Below are 15,595 nucleotides of genomic sequence, written 5' to 3' on the forward strand. Positions count from 1 at the left end.
TCAGGGCGAGTTGATTGCGGACCTCGCTCGGTATGCGCATACCACACCAACGACGCAGAGACCGTGAAGCAACGTGTTGATTCTTTACGAGCCCTTAGGGGGTGGAGGTGGCTGTCGTATGTCGGGTGCGGGTCGGTGGGGGTGGGCCGCGCCGTTCCCCGCGCCCCTTGGGGGGTGGGGGTGCGCGTCTGTTTTCACCCTTGGCCCGGTTGGCGTCGCCCGCGCCGTTCCCCGCGCCCCTGAAAAGCGCCCGGGGCCGGCCTCCACCCACCCGCAGGACGCGGGCCCCGGTGCGCACACTCGGCGGCTGGAAATGGGTTCTTGTCGGGGTGGGGGTGGGCGCTAAGAATGCGCATGACAAAAACGGGAAGTGGCCGGAAGATCTTCGGCCGCTCACGTCACAAGAGGGGACCCCCCACATGAAAAAGCCTCTCCTTGCCGCGCTCGGCGCCCTGATGATCACAGGGACCGGACTGGCAGCACCGGCGGTGGCCGCCACGGAGACGACGACCGAAACCAAGGCGCCCGCGGCCATCCAGGCCGTCACCTTCGCCGGCACCGTCTCGCTCAGCAACTGCTCCGGCTCCGTCGTGCGCTTCCCCGACTCCGAGGACGACGACCCGGCGCTGGTGATGTCGAACGGCCACTGCCTGGAGACCGGTTTCCCCGCGGCCGGCGAAGTCATCGTCGACCAGGCCTCCACCCGCACCTTCGGCCTGCTGAACTCCGCCGGCACCCGCGTCGCCACCCTGCGCGCCAGCAAGATCGCATACGCCACCATGACCGACACGGACGTCTCGCTCTACCAGCTCACCACCACCTACGGGGCGATCAAGACCTCGTACGGCATCAGCCCGCTGACCCTCAACGACACGCACCCGGTCGCCGGTACCGCCATCACGGTCGTCTCCGGCTACTGGAAGCGCACGTACGCCTGCAACGTCGACGGCTTCGCCTACCGCCTGAAGGAGGGTGCCTGGACCTGGAAGGACTCGGTCCGCTACACCTCCGCCTGCCAGACCATCGGCGGCACCTCGGGCTCACCCGTGGTCGACAACGCCACCGGCAACGTCGTCGCCGTCAACAACACCGGCAACGAGGACGGCGGACGCTGCACCGACAACAACCCTTGCGAGGTGGACGAGAACGGCACCGTCACCGTCCGCGCGGGCATCAACTACGGCCAGGAGACCTACCAGATACCCGCCTGCTTCGGCCTGGACAGCAAACTCGACCTGAACGCCAGCGGCTGCACCCTGCCCAAGCCGTAACCGGTCGGCCGACGAGCGGGCGGTCAGCCAGTGGTACGGCGGACCGCCCGCCCCGCCAGTACATCCGTCCGCCGCCCGTCCTCGACGACGAACCGCCCGTCGATCAGCACGTGCGGGATACCGGTCGGCAGCGCACGCGGGACCTCGAAGGTCGAACCGGCGGCCACCGTCTGCGGGTCGAAGAGAACCAGGTCCGCCCGGTACCCCTCCCGCACGAGCCCGCGGTCGGGCAGCCGCAGCCGCGCCGCCGGACGCGACGTCAGATGGGCGACACACTCCTCCAGACTCAGCACACCCAACTCCCGCACATACCGCCCGAGGTACTGCGGGAAGGTGCCGTACGCCCGCGGATGCGGCTTGTCACCGCGCAGGATGCCGTCCGAACCACCGGTGTGCACGCGATGCCGCATGATCGTCCGCACGTTCTCCTCGTGGCCCACGTGCTGGAGGATCGTCGACCCGAGGCCGTCGTCGAGCAGCAGCCGACGCGCGGTCGTCCACGGCGCCTCGCCCCGCGCGTCCGCGGATTCCTGGATGGTCCGCCCCACGTAGGACCCGAGTGCCGGATCGGCGACACCCGAAATCTCAATGGTGTCCCATTCGATGGGCACGCCATGACACCCGTCCGCCCCCACCACCTCCATGTGGTGCCGGATCCGCTCGGCCGCCCCGCCCGCCCCCTCATCCCTCAGCCGGGCCAGGATGGCTTCCGGCCCGCCCTCACTCGCCCAACTGGGCAGCATCGCCACAAGAGTCGTACACCCGGGCGTGTACGGATACGTATCAAGACTGATGTCCGCCCCACCGGCCAGCGCCTCATCGAGCAGCGCCAACAGGTCACCCCCCTTCCCCTTGTTGACGCCGAAGTTCATGGTGGCGTGGGCGAGATGGAGTGAGCATCCGGCCTCACGGGTCAGCTCCACCATCTCCCGGTAGGCGTCCAGGGCGCCGGCGCCGTACGACCTGTGGTGCGGGCAGTAGTAGCCGCCGTACTCGGCGACGACCCGGCACAGTTCGGTCAGCTCGGCGTCCTTGGCGTACATGCCGGGGGTGTACGTGAGCCCCGACGACATGCCGACCGCGCCCTCGCGCATCCCGTCGGCGACCAACTGACGCATCCGCCGTAGCTCTTCGGGCGTAGCCTCCCGGTCGTCCCAGCCGACGGCGAGCATCCGCACAGCACCTTGGGGAATCAGATAGGCGGCGTTGACGGCGATCCCCTCACCCCCGAACCCATGGTCCAGGCGGTCGAGATATTCCCCCACCGAGCGCCAGCTGAAGTCGATGTCGTCCCCGCTGCCGTTCCAGCCGGTGATCGCGCGGCGCACCTCGGCGAGCGTGCGGTCGTCCACGGGGGCGTACGACAGCCCGTCCTGCCCGATGACCTCCAGCGTGACCCCCTGGGCCACCTTGGCGCTGTGATCGGGGTCCCGCAGCAGGGCGAGATCGCTGTGGGCGTGCATGTCGATGAACCCCGGAGCCAGTACGAGCCCCTCGGCGTCCACCACCCGCCGGGCGACGGGCCGCAGACACCCGGCGGCAGCCGCCTCCTGCACCACGGTCGTGATCCTGCCGCCCTCGATCCCCACGTCGGCCCGGAAGGACGGGCCTCCGCTGCCGTCGACGACGTCCACGTCACGGATGACGAGATCCAGCATGGCGAGCTCCTAGAAGTAGGTGCGGACGTAGTCGACGACGGTGCCGTCCTGCTCCACCACAGGAATCAACTGCCACTTGTCGAACGAGGTACAGGGATGCGAGAGCCCCATCCCGACCCAGTCACCGACCTCCAGCGCGGCGCCCTCGTCGGTCCGCATCCAGGCATGCTGATCGGACAGGGAGACGACACGAACACCATCGGCCGGCCGCTCACCCCCTTCCCCCCGCACGACCTGCACGACGGGCAGATCGAGGTCGTACGCGGCATCGCGCTTGCCGGCGTTGGCGAAGGCCTGCCCGGCCGAGGGCCGGGAGACGACCTGCGCCCAGAGCCGGAAGGCGGGCAGCAGAGCACCCTCCTCAGGAACCCGTACGAAGGGCGTCACTTCCCGGTAGTGCCCGTCATCGTGCGAGACATAGGCACCCGATCGCAGCACCTTCAGCGCAGGCAACGACAACTCGGGCAACTCGGCAAAAACATCAGCCACGGCATCGAACCAGGCACTGCCACCCGCACTCACCACGATCTCGTCGAGCCCCGCCCCCGCGAACCGCCCGGCCTTGTCGAAGTCCACGACCAGGGCGGTGAGCCGCCGCAGCCAGGCCCGTACCCGCTCGGGGTCGGCGTCCGGCACCTCACCCTCGTACCCCGCGACCCCCACCAGCCGAAGCGTGTACACACCGGCCACGGCGTCGGCGACGACCCCGCACTCGGCCTCGGTCCGCACCCCGGTCCGAGCACCCTCACCGGCCGCAAGCTCGACGACGACATCCACGGGCCGCGAGGAGACCCCGCGCAGCGCGGCATCCATCAACTCGACCCCCCGCACGGAGTCGACGTAACAGACGAACCGGAACGAGGGGTCGGCGTCCAACTGGGCGGCAACCCACACCAGCGCAGCCGCATCGACCAGCTCATTCGCGAGAAAGACCCGCTGGACACCGAAGGCGCGGGCCACCCGCACCTGATGCGGCACGGCAAGCGTGATGCCCCAGGCCCCGTGCTCGATCTGCCGCCAGAAAAGCTGAGGAGCCATGGACGTCTTGCCGTGCGGAGCGAAGACAAGACCATGCCGCTCCGCGTACGTCTCCATGAGCCGCAGATTGTGCTCAAGCCGCTCGGCGGAGAGGGCGAGCAACGGCGTGGTGAACCCACCGCTGAACAGGTTGCGGCGCTCACGGGCCAGCTCGCCGACGGTCAGCCCCTCGGCGTCGGGCGGAAGACCTTTGAACCGATGGTCGACAGGTTCATCGGCGAGCGAAGCAAGACGTTCCCTGCCACGGGCAGAGAAGGAGTCGGCGGCCATAGAGCGAGCCTCCCTGATAAAGGCCATTGCATCCTCCGCAACGACCATTGCGTATCACGCTTACTGCTGTCTAACATCTCGGCCAACGCCGGGTCAACGGAGCCGCCCAGACCCACGGCAGAGACAGGAGCCCCCACCACCGTGACCCGCACCGGACCGCCCGAACGCGACGACACCCAGCGCCCTCCGGCCGCAGCGGAGGTCGTCACCCTCGGCGAGTCCATGGTCACGTTCCTCCCTTCCCGCCCGGGCCGCCTCGCCGACGTACCGACGTTCGAGCGCGCGATCGGCGGCGCGGAATCCAACGTGGCGTGCGTCCTGGCTGCCGCCGGACACACCACCAAATGGGTCAGCAGGGTCGGCGCGGACGGCTTCGGCGACCACCTCGTGGAGACGATCGCGTCCTACGGCGTGGACACCTCCGCCGTGCAACGCGACCCCACCCGCCCCACGGGCATCTACTTCCGCACGGCCGGCGACAGAGCGACAGACGCCCACGAGGTGGCGTACTACCGCACAGGCTCCGCAGCTTCAGCCATGTCCCCCACCACGGTCGACCTCAGGACCCTCCAAGCGACGGACATCCTCCACCTCTCCGGCATCACAGCAGCCCTCTCCACCACCTGCCTGAGCCTCCTGAAATCCCTCACGGCCCCTCACCCGGCCCAACCCACCCACCCAAGCCACGCCACCCCCCGCCCGTTGATCTCCTTCGACGTGAACTACCGGGAGGGGCTCTGGCCGGACGCCACCACGGCGGGCGACACCCTCCTCACCCTGGCCCGAGGCGCGGACCTGGTCTTCGTGGGCGAGGACGAGGCCGAGGAGGCGTGGGGCATCACAGGCGGCCCGACAGCCATCCGAGAGGCACTCCCGGAACCCCGGACCCTGGTGATCAAGAACGGCAGCCAAGGCGCCACAGTCTTCGAGTCGAAAGTCTCCACGCACCCGCACCCGCACCCACCCACGGACGCGAGGGGGCGTACCGGGGGGTGTTCGCCCGCAGGCGCCGGTGCGTCAACCGCCCTCCCCTCCAAAGCCCCCTGTTCCGCACCGGACCGAGGACGGACACCCCCCGGTACGCCCCCGCCCCACCCGACAGGCGAGGGCGACACCGTGACCGAGGCCCCCGCCCTCCACGTGGACGTAGTAGCCCCCGTGGGAGCAGGCGACGCCTTCGCGGCGGGCTTCCTCTCGGCGACCCTCCGCGGCCTCCCCCCGAAACACCGCCTCCGCCACGGCCACCTCATGGCCGCCGCAGCCCTCACCACCCCCGGAGACCTGGCCGCACCCCCCTCCCGCGCCCACGCCGACCGCCTCGCCGCACTGGACGACACCGCGTGGGGGAGACTTCGACTCGCCCCCGGCTGGACGAACACCGCAGACCGGGCCCAGGAGGAGGTACCGACCCCATGAGCCAGACAGTCGACCGAGCGCTGAGCATCCTGCCGCTGCTCGCCGAGGGCCCCGCCGACCTAGGACAGGTCGCCGACCGCCTGGACGTCCACAAGTCCACCGCCCTACGGCTCCTGCGCACCCTCCACGAACACGGCCTGGTCTACCGCCAGTCCGACCAGCGCTACCGCCTGGGCGCCCGCCTCTTCGCGCTGGCCCAGGAAGCCGTGGAGAACCTGGATGTCCGCGAGATCGCCCACCCCCACCTCGTACGCCTCAACGAAAATATCGGCCACACGGTCCACCTGGCGGTCCACGAGGACGGCGAAGTCCTCTACATCGACAAGGTCGACAGCCGCTACCCGGTCCGCATGTACTCCCGCATCGGCAAACCGGTAGCGATCACGGTGGCCGCCGTGGCGAAGCTCCTCCTCGCGGACCTCCCCGACCCCGAGCGCCGAGCCTTCGCGGAGAAACTCGACTACCCCATGTACACGGCCCGTTCGACCCCCAGCGCCCCCGCCTTCCTGCGGGAACTGGACAAGGTCAGAGAACAGGGCTGGGCCACCGACCTCGGAGGCCACGAGGAGTCCATCAACTGCGTGGGCGCCCCCATCCGGGGCACCGACGGACGCGTAGTGGCAGCCATGTCCGTCTCGGCCCCGAACGTAGTGGTCACGGCGGACGAACTCCTCACACTGCTCCCCCTGGTCCGCCGCACCGCGGAGGCCATCAGCGCCGAGTACTCAGGCAAGAACCCGACGAAGGAACACAGCTCATGACCGACAAGACCGCCCTCACCCCCAAGACCCACACCACCCCGCCCGCCAAGTTCTCGCACGGCGTCAGGAAGGGCAACATCCTCCAGGTCGCGGGCCAGGTCGGCTTCCTGCCCGCGGTGGAGGGCCAGCCGCCGACGCCCGCGGGGCCGACCCTGCGTGAGCAGACGCTCCAGACGCTCGCCAACGTCAAGGCCATTCTCGAAGAGGGCGGCGCCTCCTGGGACGACGCGATGATGATCCGCGTCTACCTCACGGACGTGGACCACTTCGCAGAGATGAACGCGATCTACAACGAGTACTTCGAGGACCAGAAGCTCACCGCACCCCCGGCGGCCCGCACCACGGTCTACGTGGGCCTGCCCGCGGGACTCCTGGTCGAGATCGACGCCTTGGCGGTCCTGACCGCGTAGAGCGCGCGCCGCCCCACAAACCCCCGCACGACGTACGGCGATACCCCCTGCCCAAAAACATGCTCCAAACCCCACCCAACCCCCCGCCCCAAGCCCCAGCCCCACCCCACACCCTGCCCCGAAGAAGAGGCCCTCCCCATGACACCGCTCCTCGCAGCAGCCCCACCAGCCCCAGAAACCCCACCCCACACGGGAGGCCTGCTCCTCCTCCTGGACGGCACGGCAGGACTCCTGACCGTCGCGGCCCTGGGCATCGTTCTTCTGCTGGTCCTGATCATCAAGGTCAGGCTCCAGCCGTTCGTGGCCCTGCTGGCGGTCTCCATAGCCGTGGGCCTCTCCGCCGGCCTCTCCGTCACGGAACTCTTCGGCACGGTCCAGAGATCGGCGTCCGTCTCGATGATCGAGTCGGGCATGGGCGGCATCCTCGGCCACGTGGCGATCATCATCGGCCTGGGCACGATGCTGGGCGCGATCCTGGAGGTGTCGGGCGGAGCCGAGGCACTCTCCACCCGCCTCCTGAACCTCTTCGGCGAGAAGCGAGCCCCGCTCGCCATGGGCCTCACCGGCCTGATCTTCGGCATCCCGGTCTTCTTCGACGTGGGCATCTTCGTCCTGGCGCCGATCGTCTACGCAGCCGCCAAGCGCTCGGGCAAGTCGATTCTGCTCTACTGCATGCCCCTGCTCGCGGGCCTGTCGATGACGCACGCGTTCCTGCCCCCGCACCCCGGCCCGGTGGCCGCCGCGGGCCTGTTCAAGGTGGACCTCGGCTGGGTCATCCTGATGGGCATCGTCGTGGGCATCCCGGCCGTCCTCGCAGCGTGGGCGTACGCGGCCTGGATCGGCAAGCGCCTCTTCGTCCCCGTACCGCAGGACATGCTGGAGGCGGCGGACGAGGCGAAGGCCGCCGTGGCGGAGGAGCGCGCGGCCCGCCGAGCGGCAGCGCGCTCCACGGGAACGCCCGGCAACGCAGCCGCAGGCGAAACAGGAGCCGTAGCCACCACCACGACCCCCGACGACTACGCGGAAGAGCCGGTCCCCCTCCCCACGGTCTTCCTCATCATCGGCACACCCCTGCTGCTGATCCTTGCCGCGACGTTCTCCTCGATCGCGCTGGACCCGTCGACCTTCCGCTCGGTCATCGAGTTCTTCGGCCACCCCTTCGTCGCGCTGACGATCGCGCTGCTGATGGCGTACTACCTGCTGGGCATCAGGCGGGGCTGGTCCCGCAAGTCCCTCGAAACGGTCTCCACGTCGTCCCTCAAGCCGGTGGGCAACATCCTGCTGGTGGTGGGCGCGGGCGGTGTCTTCGGCGCGGTACTCAAGGGTTCGGGCATCGCGGACGCACTCGCGGACACGTTCAACGACGTGGGCCTGCCGGTGATCGTGCTGGCCTACCTGATCTCGGTGGTCCTGCGCGTCGCCCAGGGTTCGGCGACGGTGGCCATCGTCACCACGGCGGGCATCGTGGTCCCGCTGGTGGAGGGCCAGGATCTCTCCCAGGCGCACCTGGCACTGATCATCATGGCGATCTCGGCCGGCTCGATCTTCGCCTCGCACGTCAACGACGGCGGCTTCTGGATCGTCGCCAAGTACTTCGGCATCTCCGAACGAGACACCCTCAAGTCGTGGACGGTCCTGGAGACGGTGCTGTCGGTGGCGGGCTTCGCGATGGCGGCGGCACTGAGCGTCTTCATATAACGATGTAGCGGGACGAACCGGAGTCCGACTGTTCCTGACACAGGATCGTCGACCATACTGCCCGCTGTGGAGCAGCGCATAGGACCCAACATCCAGCCCCTGCAAGGTGCCGCGGTCGACCCGGCGGCCGTGCCCGGCATCACGGGCCCGCGCCCCGCCGAGCCCGCCGCCGCGAAGCCGGAGCCGTCGGACGCCGTCTCTTCCGGGACGGCGTCCGACGACGTGGCGACGAAGGAGGAACAGGAACCCTCCAGCAAGCCCGGGCGCGACAAGCAGCACAAGCCCGAGCCCGACGAGCCGGTCGAGTCCGGCGAGTCCGGTGAGTCCGGTGAGCCCGAGGAGACCCCGGCCCCCGACGGCGCCCCGGTCTTCGAGGCCTCCGACCGCCGCGCGAAGATCATCGCGGACCACAAGGGCGTACGGCTGACCCTGGACGACCAGGAGGCCGAGTTCCGCTGGGACGAGATCGGCGCGGTGGAGACGGAGTCTCCGCGCTTCGGGAAGCGTTTCACCATCACGGTGCACACGCCCGACCGCCGCTGGTACCCGCTGGAGATCGAGGCGAAGTCACGCGCCGACTTCAAGGCGTGGGAAACGGACCTGGACGAGGTCCTGGACACGTACTTCGAGGAAGCCGAGGCCGAACCCGCAGCCGAAGCCGAACCCGAAGAATCCAAGACAGCGGAACCCACCCCCTAGGGGCGCGGGGAACTGCGCACCCAGCCACAACGAACGCGCAGTTCCCCACACCTCCGCTCCCTCCGTCAGAGCCGACCGCAGGTCAGGCACGGATCAGGCACGGGTCAGGCGCAGTACTGCGCCTCCTTGCCGATGGACCGATACATGCAGTCGGAGTTCTCCAGGAGCTGCAGCACCGCGTCCCGGTTCCGCGAGGTCTCCCGTTCGATGACCTCGTCGGGCGGATAGAACCCGCCCCCGCCACTGGACGACGGATACATCTCGAAGGTGTACGAGAAGATCTTGTGGCTGCCCCAGAGGTAGTCGTCGATCGACCCGTCGGTGATGTACAGGTCGCTCGCCTGCTCCGCCGTGTACCCGTTGCTCGCGGCCATCTTCTGCCCGACCGCGGCGAACGCGTTGCGGTCGTCGAGCGTCATGCCGGTCGTGGTGTCCGCGGTGGTGTACCCGAAGGGCCACAGCACCAGCTCGCTGTACGTGTGGAAGTCCACGCCCGCCTTGATCTGCTGAGTGCCGCCGACGACCCGGCTGCGTACGAAGTCGGCGACGACCTTCACCTCGGGCGCGGACTCGGCCGAGGCGCCCCGGTAGGTCTCGGACGAGGTGGACCCGGAGGACCCGCCACAGCACCCCCACCGGTAGTTCCAGTTGCGATTGAGGTCGGTCCCCACGGCGGAACTCCCGCTGTTGGGCTGCCGGTTCTTCCGCCAGGACCGGTACGCCCCGGTGGCGATGTCGTACTCGCCGCCGTCGGGGTTCAGGTCCGGCACGATCCAGATCTCCCGGTTGTTCACCATGTTGGTGATGCGGGAGTCCGATCCGTACCCGGCGCCCAGCTCTCGCAGCAGGTAGAGCGCCATCTCCACGGTGAGGTGCTCGCGCGCGTGCTGGTGGTGGGTGAACAGCACTTCGGGCTCGGACTCGTCGGTGGCGACGTTGTCGCTGATCTTGATGGCGACGATGTCCCGGCCCTGGTACGACTTCCCGATCACGCGCTTGCTCATGATGCTCGGGTAGGCGGCCAGCCGCTGGTTGATCTCCGTGTTCATCTCGGCGTAGTTGTGGTAGCGCGAGTCGGCGGAGGGGAAGTCGAGAACTCCGACGTCGGCGGCGCTGGACCGGTCGGGCGCGGCGCCGAGGGACGAGACCTCGTACCCGAGCCGCCGCAGTTCCTTCGCCTGGGACGCGCGCCCCGAGACGACGACCGTCTCTTCGTCGGCCTCGTCGATGGAGACGCCGGTCCGCGCGATCGCCGTACGGACGGCGGAGGTGCTGCCGTGCACATGGATCTCGTACTGGCGGATCTCGTCCGTGTCGGAGGCGGGAGCCCTGCCGGGGGCGGCTCCCGCGTCGGTCATGGCGGCGACGGGCGCCGCGAGAGCCAGCGCGAGGAGCGTGGCGAGAGCAGCGGAGCGCCGCCCACGTCTGTCACGAAAACGCATGGATCCTCCTGTTTTCTCCATGGAATCCGGGATCACCGGAAATGTGGGGATTGGAGCGGGGGATGGCTGTGCGGTGTGGCGCTCATCGTGGAGCCATGGCATGTCCGGGTCAAGCTCGGCCCGGAATCCGACACCGGAATCAGGCCGAAAACGAACCGCTCCCGCCACTCGACCACCCTTCGAACAGGCAGTTCACGCTGTGCACATCAGGTGGGGATCGGCGCACGCCCTCTTGTGCCCAGGATCTCTTTACGCTTTCTTGATCGGCATGGCGGACACCTCGGGACACGCGGACACCAGGGGCTCGGGCGGTACGGCTGACCCCTCTGCCGGCACAACGGGACCAGGACCATCGGTGAGGAAACCGGACGACGCCCCGGCTCCTCGTAAATCAAGTTGGAAATACATCGGCCCCGGAATCGTGGTCGCCGCGACCGGCGTGGGCGCCGGCGACCTGGTCGCCACCCTGATCGCGGGCTCGAACTTCGGCTACACCCTCCTGTGGGCCGCCGTGATCGGCTGCCTCGTCAAGATCTCCCTCGCCGAGGCGGCGGGCCGCTGGCACCTGTCCACCGGCCGGACGCTCTTCGACGGCTGGGCGAGCCTGGGCCGCTGGACGTCATGGTTCTTCGTGGCGTACGTCGTGATCTGGGGCTTCGTCTACGGCGCGGCGGCCATGTCCTCGTCGGGCCTGCCCCTGCAGGCGCTGTTCCCGGACGTGATGGACCTCAAGTGGTGGGCGATCCTGACCGGCCTGGTGGGTCTGGTCTTCGTCTGGTTCAACAAGTACGCGGTCTTCGAGAAGGTCATGACGGTCCTGGTGGGCGTCATGTTCGTCGTCACGGTCTACCTGGCGATCCGCGTCACCCCGAACCTGGGCAAGGCGTTCGCGGGCCTGCTCCCGGTGCTCCCCGACGAGAAGGACTCGATCCTCAACACGCTCGGCCTGATCGGCGGAGTCGGCGGCACGATCACGCTCGCCGCGTACGGCTACTGGGTCAACGCGAAGGGCTGGACGAACACCGGCTGGATGAAGGTGATGCGGCTCGACAACCGCGTCGCCTACATCACGACGGGCGTCTTCGTCATCGCCATGCTGTTCGTGGGGGCGGAGATCCTGCACTCGTCCAACATCGCGATCGCGAGCGGCGACAAGGGCCTGATCCAGCTCGGGGACATCCTGGAGGACGAGTACGGCACGGCGACCGCCAAGTTCTTCCTGATCGGCTTCTTCGCCACGTCGTTCACCTCGCTGATCGGCGTCTGGCACGGCGTGAGCCTGATGTTCGCGGACTTCGTCGAACGCTTCCGCAAGGACAGGGCGGCATCCGCCGCACAGCGCACGAACCGCCGGAGCACCACCCCGAACACCCCGGACACCACAACCCCCGCCCCTGCCTCCGCCCCCGTCCCCGCCTCCGGCGAGGAAGTCGCATCGGGCGCCCACGAGAAATCATGGCCGTTCCGCGCCTACCTCCTCTGGCTGACCTTCCCGCCCATGGTCCTGCTCTTCGAGGGCCAGCCCTTCCGCCTGATCATCCTGTACGGAGTCCTGGGCGCGGCCTTCCTCCCCTTCCTGGCCCTCACCCTGGTCTGGCTCCTCAACTCCGACCGCACACCCCCCGAGTGGCGCAACGGCCTCCTGAGCAACGCCATGCTGACGATCGCGGGCCTGCTCTTCGTCGTCCTGTGCGTGAAGCAGATCTGGGACCAGCCGTGGGCGGACTTCTTCTGATCCCGCAGCCGCAGCCGCAGCCGCAGCACGAGCCGGAACACGACTCGGCGCCGCACCGGTGCCTACACACCGGTGCGGCGCCGAAAATGTGAAGCCGTCCGCCGCTACGGCAGCGCGTGCACGTGCGGTCCCACCGCGTTCGACCACGCGTTGCCCGCCGTGGCGTCCCAGTTCGTGGACCAGGTCATCGCGCCGCGCAGGTCCGGGTAGGTCCTGGACGGCTTGAAGGAGCCGCAGCTGGTGCCCTTGGCGAGGCAGTCCAGGGCGTTGTTCACGATGGCCGGGGAGACGTATCCGCTGCCCGCGCCGCGCGTCGACGCCGGGACGCCGAGGCCGACCTGGGACGGGGCGAGGCCGCCCTCCAGCTGGATGCAGGCGAGGGCGGTCAGGAAGTCCACCGAGCCCTGCGAGTACACCTTGCCGTCGCAGCCGAGCATCGAACCGCTGTTGTAGTACTGCATGTTGACGACCGTGAGGATGTCCTTGATGTTCAGGGCCGTCTGGAAGTACGTGTTCGACGTGGACTGCATGTCGATGGTCTGCGGTGCCATCGTGATGATCAGCGAGGAGCCGGCCTTCGAGGACAGCGACCGCAGCGCCTGCGTCATGTACGTGGCGTTGAGCCCGTTCTCCAGGTCGATGTCGACGCCGTCGAACCCGTACGTCTGCATCAGCGAGTGGACGGAGTTCGCGAAGTTCGTCGCCGAGGCGGAGTCGTTCACCGCGACCGTGCCGCGCTCGCCGCCGATCGAGATGATGACCTTCTTGCCCGCGGCCTTCTTGGCCTGGACGTCGGCCTTGAACTGGTCGACGGTGTAGCCGCCGAGCCCGGCCGAGTCGAGGTTGAAGGCGACGGCCCCCGGCGTGGAGGTGGCGTCCGCGAAGGACACCGCGATGATGTCGTACTGGGACGGGACGTCGGAGATCTTCTGGACGGTCGCGCCGTTGTTGAAGTTCTGCCAGTAGCCGGTCACGGCGTGCTTGGGCAGGTTGCCGCCGTTGCCCGAGGAGGCCTTGGTGGTCCCGGTGACCGCGGTCGACTTCGCCGACTCGCCGGCCGTGTTCGTCGCGGTGACCTGGAAGGAGTAGGCGGTGGAGGCGGCCAGCCCGGTGACGGTCGCCGAGGTGCCGGTGACGGCCGAGACCTTCGTACCGCTGCGGTAGATGGTGTAGCCGCTCGCGCCCGACACCGGGTTCCAGGCGAGGGAGACGGAGGAGGAGGTCGTGGAGGCCACGTTCAGGCCTGCGGGGGTCGCGGGGACCACCGGGTCGGGGTCACCGCCGCCACCCCCGTCGGGTCCGAACACGGACACGTCGTCGGCGAAGTAGGCCGCCTGCCCGTACCAGCCGTGGGTGTAGACCGTCACGGACGTGGTGTTGGCGCCCGTCGTGAAGGACGTCGTCAGCTGCTTCCAGGACGAGGAGTCCGGGGTCCAGGTCGACACGTCGGTCGTGCCCGTGCCGCTCGCGCCGAGGTACGCGTAGCCGCCCTGCACCCAGGCGCTCAGCGTGTACGTCGAGTTGGCCTTCACCGCGACGGTCTGGCTGCAGCGGGCGTTGTCCTGCCCGGCCGGGGTGGCCTTCAGGGCCGCCGCGCCCCCGTGCACGGGGGAGGAGACGGTGGCGCCGCTGGCCGCCGAACAGGTCCAGCCGGTGAGCCCCGACTCGTAGCCGGCGTTCTTCGTGTTGTTGACGTCCGCGGCCGAGGCCTGGCCGGCACCGGCGAGGGAGAGGGCGGACGCGGCGAGTACGGCGGCGAGGGCGCCGGCCCATGTCCGTCTGCGTCTGGGCATGCCTGATACGCGGTCCACTGGGGCCTCCGGTGGGGGAGTGGGGGAGCGGGAGGGGACTCAGGTCCTGTCGTCGCATTCCCGCCTGCCCTTCGGGCGGACGTCGGGAATGTGACGACAGGACCTGGACCTGCTGAACAGGTCCTGACACGGTGGCCACCGTCGCCTTTCCAAACTGGTCCAGACCAATCAGGTTGTCAAGACCCTTGGCGAGGCCAACGCGCCTGCCGCGCCGCAGAGTTGAGGCGGATGCGGATCACTCTGTGTGGATCACGTCGCACGTTGCGTGAATTGATCTCAAGGATCCGGTGTTGAGGGGCGCATGCCGTGGATAAGGTGCAGTTGCGGAAGGGCGCCACAGTGGCAAGTTGTGTCCGTCCGTGAGGGATTGATGGCGTTATTCATGACGTCATTCGGGCGATACAGGGGCGATCTGGGACGCGGTTGACCACTCCGTCCCAGTGAACGGGGTGGTGTGCAGCGTGCCGACCGCGATAGCCGTCACCAGTTCCGATCTGGTGCTCCCGCCGCACGACCGGCAGACCCCGCCCGCCGCCGTCCAGCCCCTCGACGGCCTCGAAGCCTCCCTCACGGCCATGCACGCGCTCATCGAGCAGCACGGCTATGTGATCGCGCTCTACCCGTCCTCCTCGCCGGCCGGTGTGACCCGGCGGCTGCACGCCGTGCGCTCCGTCCTGGAGAGCGACCGCATCGCGCTGCTTCCCCTCGACCTGCCGCCGCTCGGTCTCGCCCTGCTCGCCCAGCAGCTGCGCCAGCTCTCCGTCTGCGACTTCAGCCCCGGAGTGCTCGCCTCCTCCGCGCGGCTGCTCGCCCACTACATCTACTCGGGCGCCCTGCTGAACTCGGTCGCCAGACTCGACCGGATCCCGGTCTCGCTCAAGTCCCACGCCAAGTCGTGGGTGCCGGGAGCCCAGTTCGCCGTACTGGCCACGCCGCGGCCCCAGCTGGTGCGTGTCGGGCAGGAGGAGCTGACCGGGCCCGAGTTCGGGACGCGGATGCTCGTCGCGGCCGGGCAGCTGCCCGCCGACTGGCTCACCGGGACGCTCGCCCCCGCCTGGCACGTGCAGGGGGTCGCGACCGTGCCGCTGCCCGCCGAGTCGGCCCGCTGGTGGGGCACGGGCAAGGTCGCCGAGTTCGCCGCAGGCCTCTACGACGTGTCCGTGCTCTACCAACTGGTCTCGTCCGTGCGGCGCGAGGAATGCCACTGGTGCGGTCTCGAACTCATCGGGGACCGCTGCGGTTTCTGTGCGGCGCCGTTGGCGCCGCCCTCGTCGAACGAGCTTCCGACGGCCGTCGCGCGGGCAGCCTCTTCGGTACGCGCCCTGCCCCGAGGGGCTACGTGAGTCCCGCACGGCAGGCACGTACACCTGAATAACGGTGAATACC

General features: G+C 68.9%; 12 protein-coding genes. 8 read left to right on the top strand and 4 right to left on the bottom strand.

Annotated features, from left to right (window positions below; genetic code table 11):
* Nucleotides 1-419: 419 nt before the first annotated feature.
* The gene (locus ACZ60E_RS21015; protein WP_384812192.1) at nt 420-1,271 is read left to right on the top strand and encodes a S1 family peptidase; all 852 of its coding nucleotides are present in this window, start codon (nt 420-422) and stop codon (nt 1,269-1,271) included.
* A gap of 23 nt (nt 1,272-1,294) precedes the next feature.
* On the opposite strand, the gene ACZ60E_RS21020 is transcribed toward ACZ60E_RS21015, so the two are convergent.
* Nucleotides 1,295-2,929 (bottom strand): N-acyl-D-amino-acid deacylase family protein, encoded by a 1,635-nt coding sequence (locus ACZ60E_RS21020; protein ID WP_469442299.1) that lies wholly within the window; start codon nt 2,927-2,929, stop codon nt 1,295-1,297.
* Between the two features lie 9 nt (nt 2,930-2,938).
* Nucleotides 2,939-4,237 (bottom strand): amino acid deaminase, encoded by a 1,299-nt coding sequence (locus tag ACZ60E_RS21025; RefSeq protein WP_469442301.1) that lies wholly within the window; start codon nt 4,235-4,237, stop codon nt 2,939-2,941.
* A 222-nt stretch (nt 4,238-4,459) separates the two neighbouring features.
* Here ACZ60E_RS21025 and ACZ60E_RS21030 point away from each other — a divergent pair, with 222 nt between their 5' ends.
* The 5 genes from ACZ60E_RS21030 (at nt 4,460) to ACZ60E_RS21050 (ending at nt 9,221) form a co-directional block, all read left to right on the top strand.
* Complete coding sequence (locus ACZ60E_RS21030) at nt 4,460-5,653, top strand: sugar kinase (protein WP_469442728.1); 1,194 nt, start codon at nt 4,460-4,462, stop codon at nt 5,651-5,653.
* A complete protein-coding gene (locus tag ACZ60E_RS21035; protein WP_384812200.1) occupies nt 5,650-6,414 on the top strand; it encodes an IclR family transcriptional regulator in 765 nt (254 codons plus the stop codon). The genes ACZ60E_RS21030 and ACZ60E_RS21035 overlap by 4 nt, the downstream gene beginning before the upstream one ends.
* Complete coding sequence (locus ACZ60E_RS21040) at nt 6,411-6,824, top strand: RidA family protein (RefSeq protein WP_453794138.1); 414 nt, start codon at nt 6,411-6,413, stop codon at nt 6,822-6,824. The genes ACZ60E_RS21035 and ACZ60E_RS21040 overlap by 4 nt, the downstream gene beginning before the upstream one ends.
* A gap of 138 nt (nt 6,825-6,962) precedes the next feature.
* Nucleotides 6,963-8,522, top strand: a complete 1,560-nt coding sequence (locus ACZ60E_RS21045) for a GntP family permease (protein ID WP_384812205.1) — start codon at nt 6,963-6,965, stop codon at nt 8,520-8,522.
* A 66-nt stretch (nt 8,523-8,588) separates the two neighbouring features.
* On the top strand, nt 8,589-9,221 hold the full coding sequence (locus tag ACZ60E_RS21050; RefSeq protein WP_469442304.1) for a hypothetical protein: 633 nt from the start codon (nt 8,589-8,591) through the stop codon (nt 9,219-9,221).
* Nucleotides 9,222-9,325: 104 nt separating this feature from the next.
* Here ACZ60E_RS21050 and ACZ60E_RS21055 read toward each other — a convergent pair whose 3' ends face one another.
* A complete protein-coding gene (locus ACZ60E_RS21055; protein ID WP_453794140.1) occupies nt 9,326-10,663 on the bottom strand; it encodes a M14 family metallopeptidase in 1,338 nt (445 codons plus the stop codon).
* Between the two features lie 268 nt (nt 10,664-10,931).
* On the opposite strand from ACZ60E_RS21055, the gene ACZ60E_RS21060 reads away from it, so the two are divergent.
* Nucleotides 10,932-12,398, top strand: coding sequence for an Nramp family divalent metal transporter (locus tag ACZ60E_RS21060; RefSeq protein ID WP_469442307.1), 1,467 nt, complete (start codon nt 10,932-10,934; stop codon nt 12,396-12,398).
* 104 nt (nt 12,399-12,502) lie between these two features.
* On the opposite strand, the gene ACZ60E_RS21065 is transcribed toward ACZ60E_RS21060, so the two are convergent.
* Nucleotides 12,503-14,191, bottom strand: a complete 1,689-nt coding sequence (locus tag ACZ60E_RS21065) for a chitinase (protein WP_469442309.1) — start codon at nt 14,189-14,191, stop codon at nt 12,503-12,505.
* 479 nt (nt 14,192-14,670) lie between these two features.
* On the opposite strand from ACZ60E_RS21065, the gene ACZ60E_RS21070 reads away from it, so the two are divergent.
* A complete protein-coding gene (locus tag ACZ60E_RS21070) occupies nt 14,671-15,552 on the top strand; it encodes a hypothetical protein (RefSeq protein ID WP_469442310.1) in 882 nt (293 codons plus the stop codon).
* The last annotated feature ends 43 nt before the right edge of the window (nt 15,553-15,595 follow it).

Source organism: Streptomyces sp. NPDC102514, from assembly GCF_055584525.1.

Excerpts from the sequence above, each read along its gene's own strand:
- ACZ60E_RS21025 (WP_469442301.1), bottom strand. The coding sequence starts at position 4,237 with ATGGCCGCCGACTCCTTCTCTGCCCGTGGCAGGGAACGTCTTGCTTCG.
- ACZ60E_RS21015 (WP_384812192.1), top strand. The coding sequence starts at position 420 with ATGAAAAAGCCTCTCCTTGCCGCGCTCGGCGCCCTGATGATCACAGGG.
- ACZ60E_RS21055 (WP_453794140.1), bottom strand. The coding sequence starts at position 10,663 with ATGCGTTTTCGTGACAGACGTGGGCGGCGCTCCGCTGCTCTCGCCACG.
- ACZ60E_RS21040 (WP_453794138.1), top strand. The coding sequence starts at position 6,411 with ATGACCGACAAGACCGCCCTCACCCCCAAGACCCACACCACCCCGCCC.
- ACZ60E_RS21065 (WP_469442309.1), bottom strand. The coding sequence starts at position 14,191 with ATGCCCAGACGCAGACGGACATGGGCCGGCGCCCTCGCCGCCGTACTC.
- ACZ60E_RS21035 (WP_384812200.1), top strand. The coding sequence starts at position 5,650 with ATGAGCCAGACAGTCGACCGAGCGCTGAGCATCCTGCCGCTGCTCGCC.
- ACZ60E_RS21045 (WP_384812205.1), top strand. The coding sequence starts at position 6,963 with ATGACACCGCTCCTCGCAGCAGCCCCACCAGCCCCAGAAACCCCACCC.
- ACZ60E_RS21030 (WP_469442728.1), top strand. The coding sequence starts at position 4,460 with ATGGTCACGTTCCTCCCTTCCCGCCCGGGCCGCCTCGCCGACGTACCG.
- ACZ60E_RS21020 (WP_469442299.1), bottom strand. The coding sequence starts at position 2,929 with ATGCTGGATCTCGTCATCCGTGACGTGGACGTCGTCGACGGCAGCGGA.
- ACZ60E_RS21060 (WP_469442307.1), top strand. The coding sequence starts at position 10,932 with ATGGCGGACACCTCGGGACACGCGGACACCAGGGGCTCGGGCGGTACG.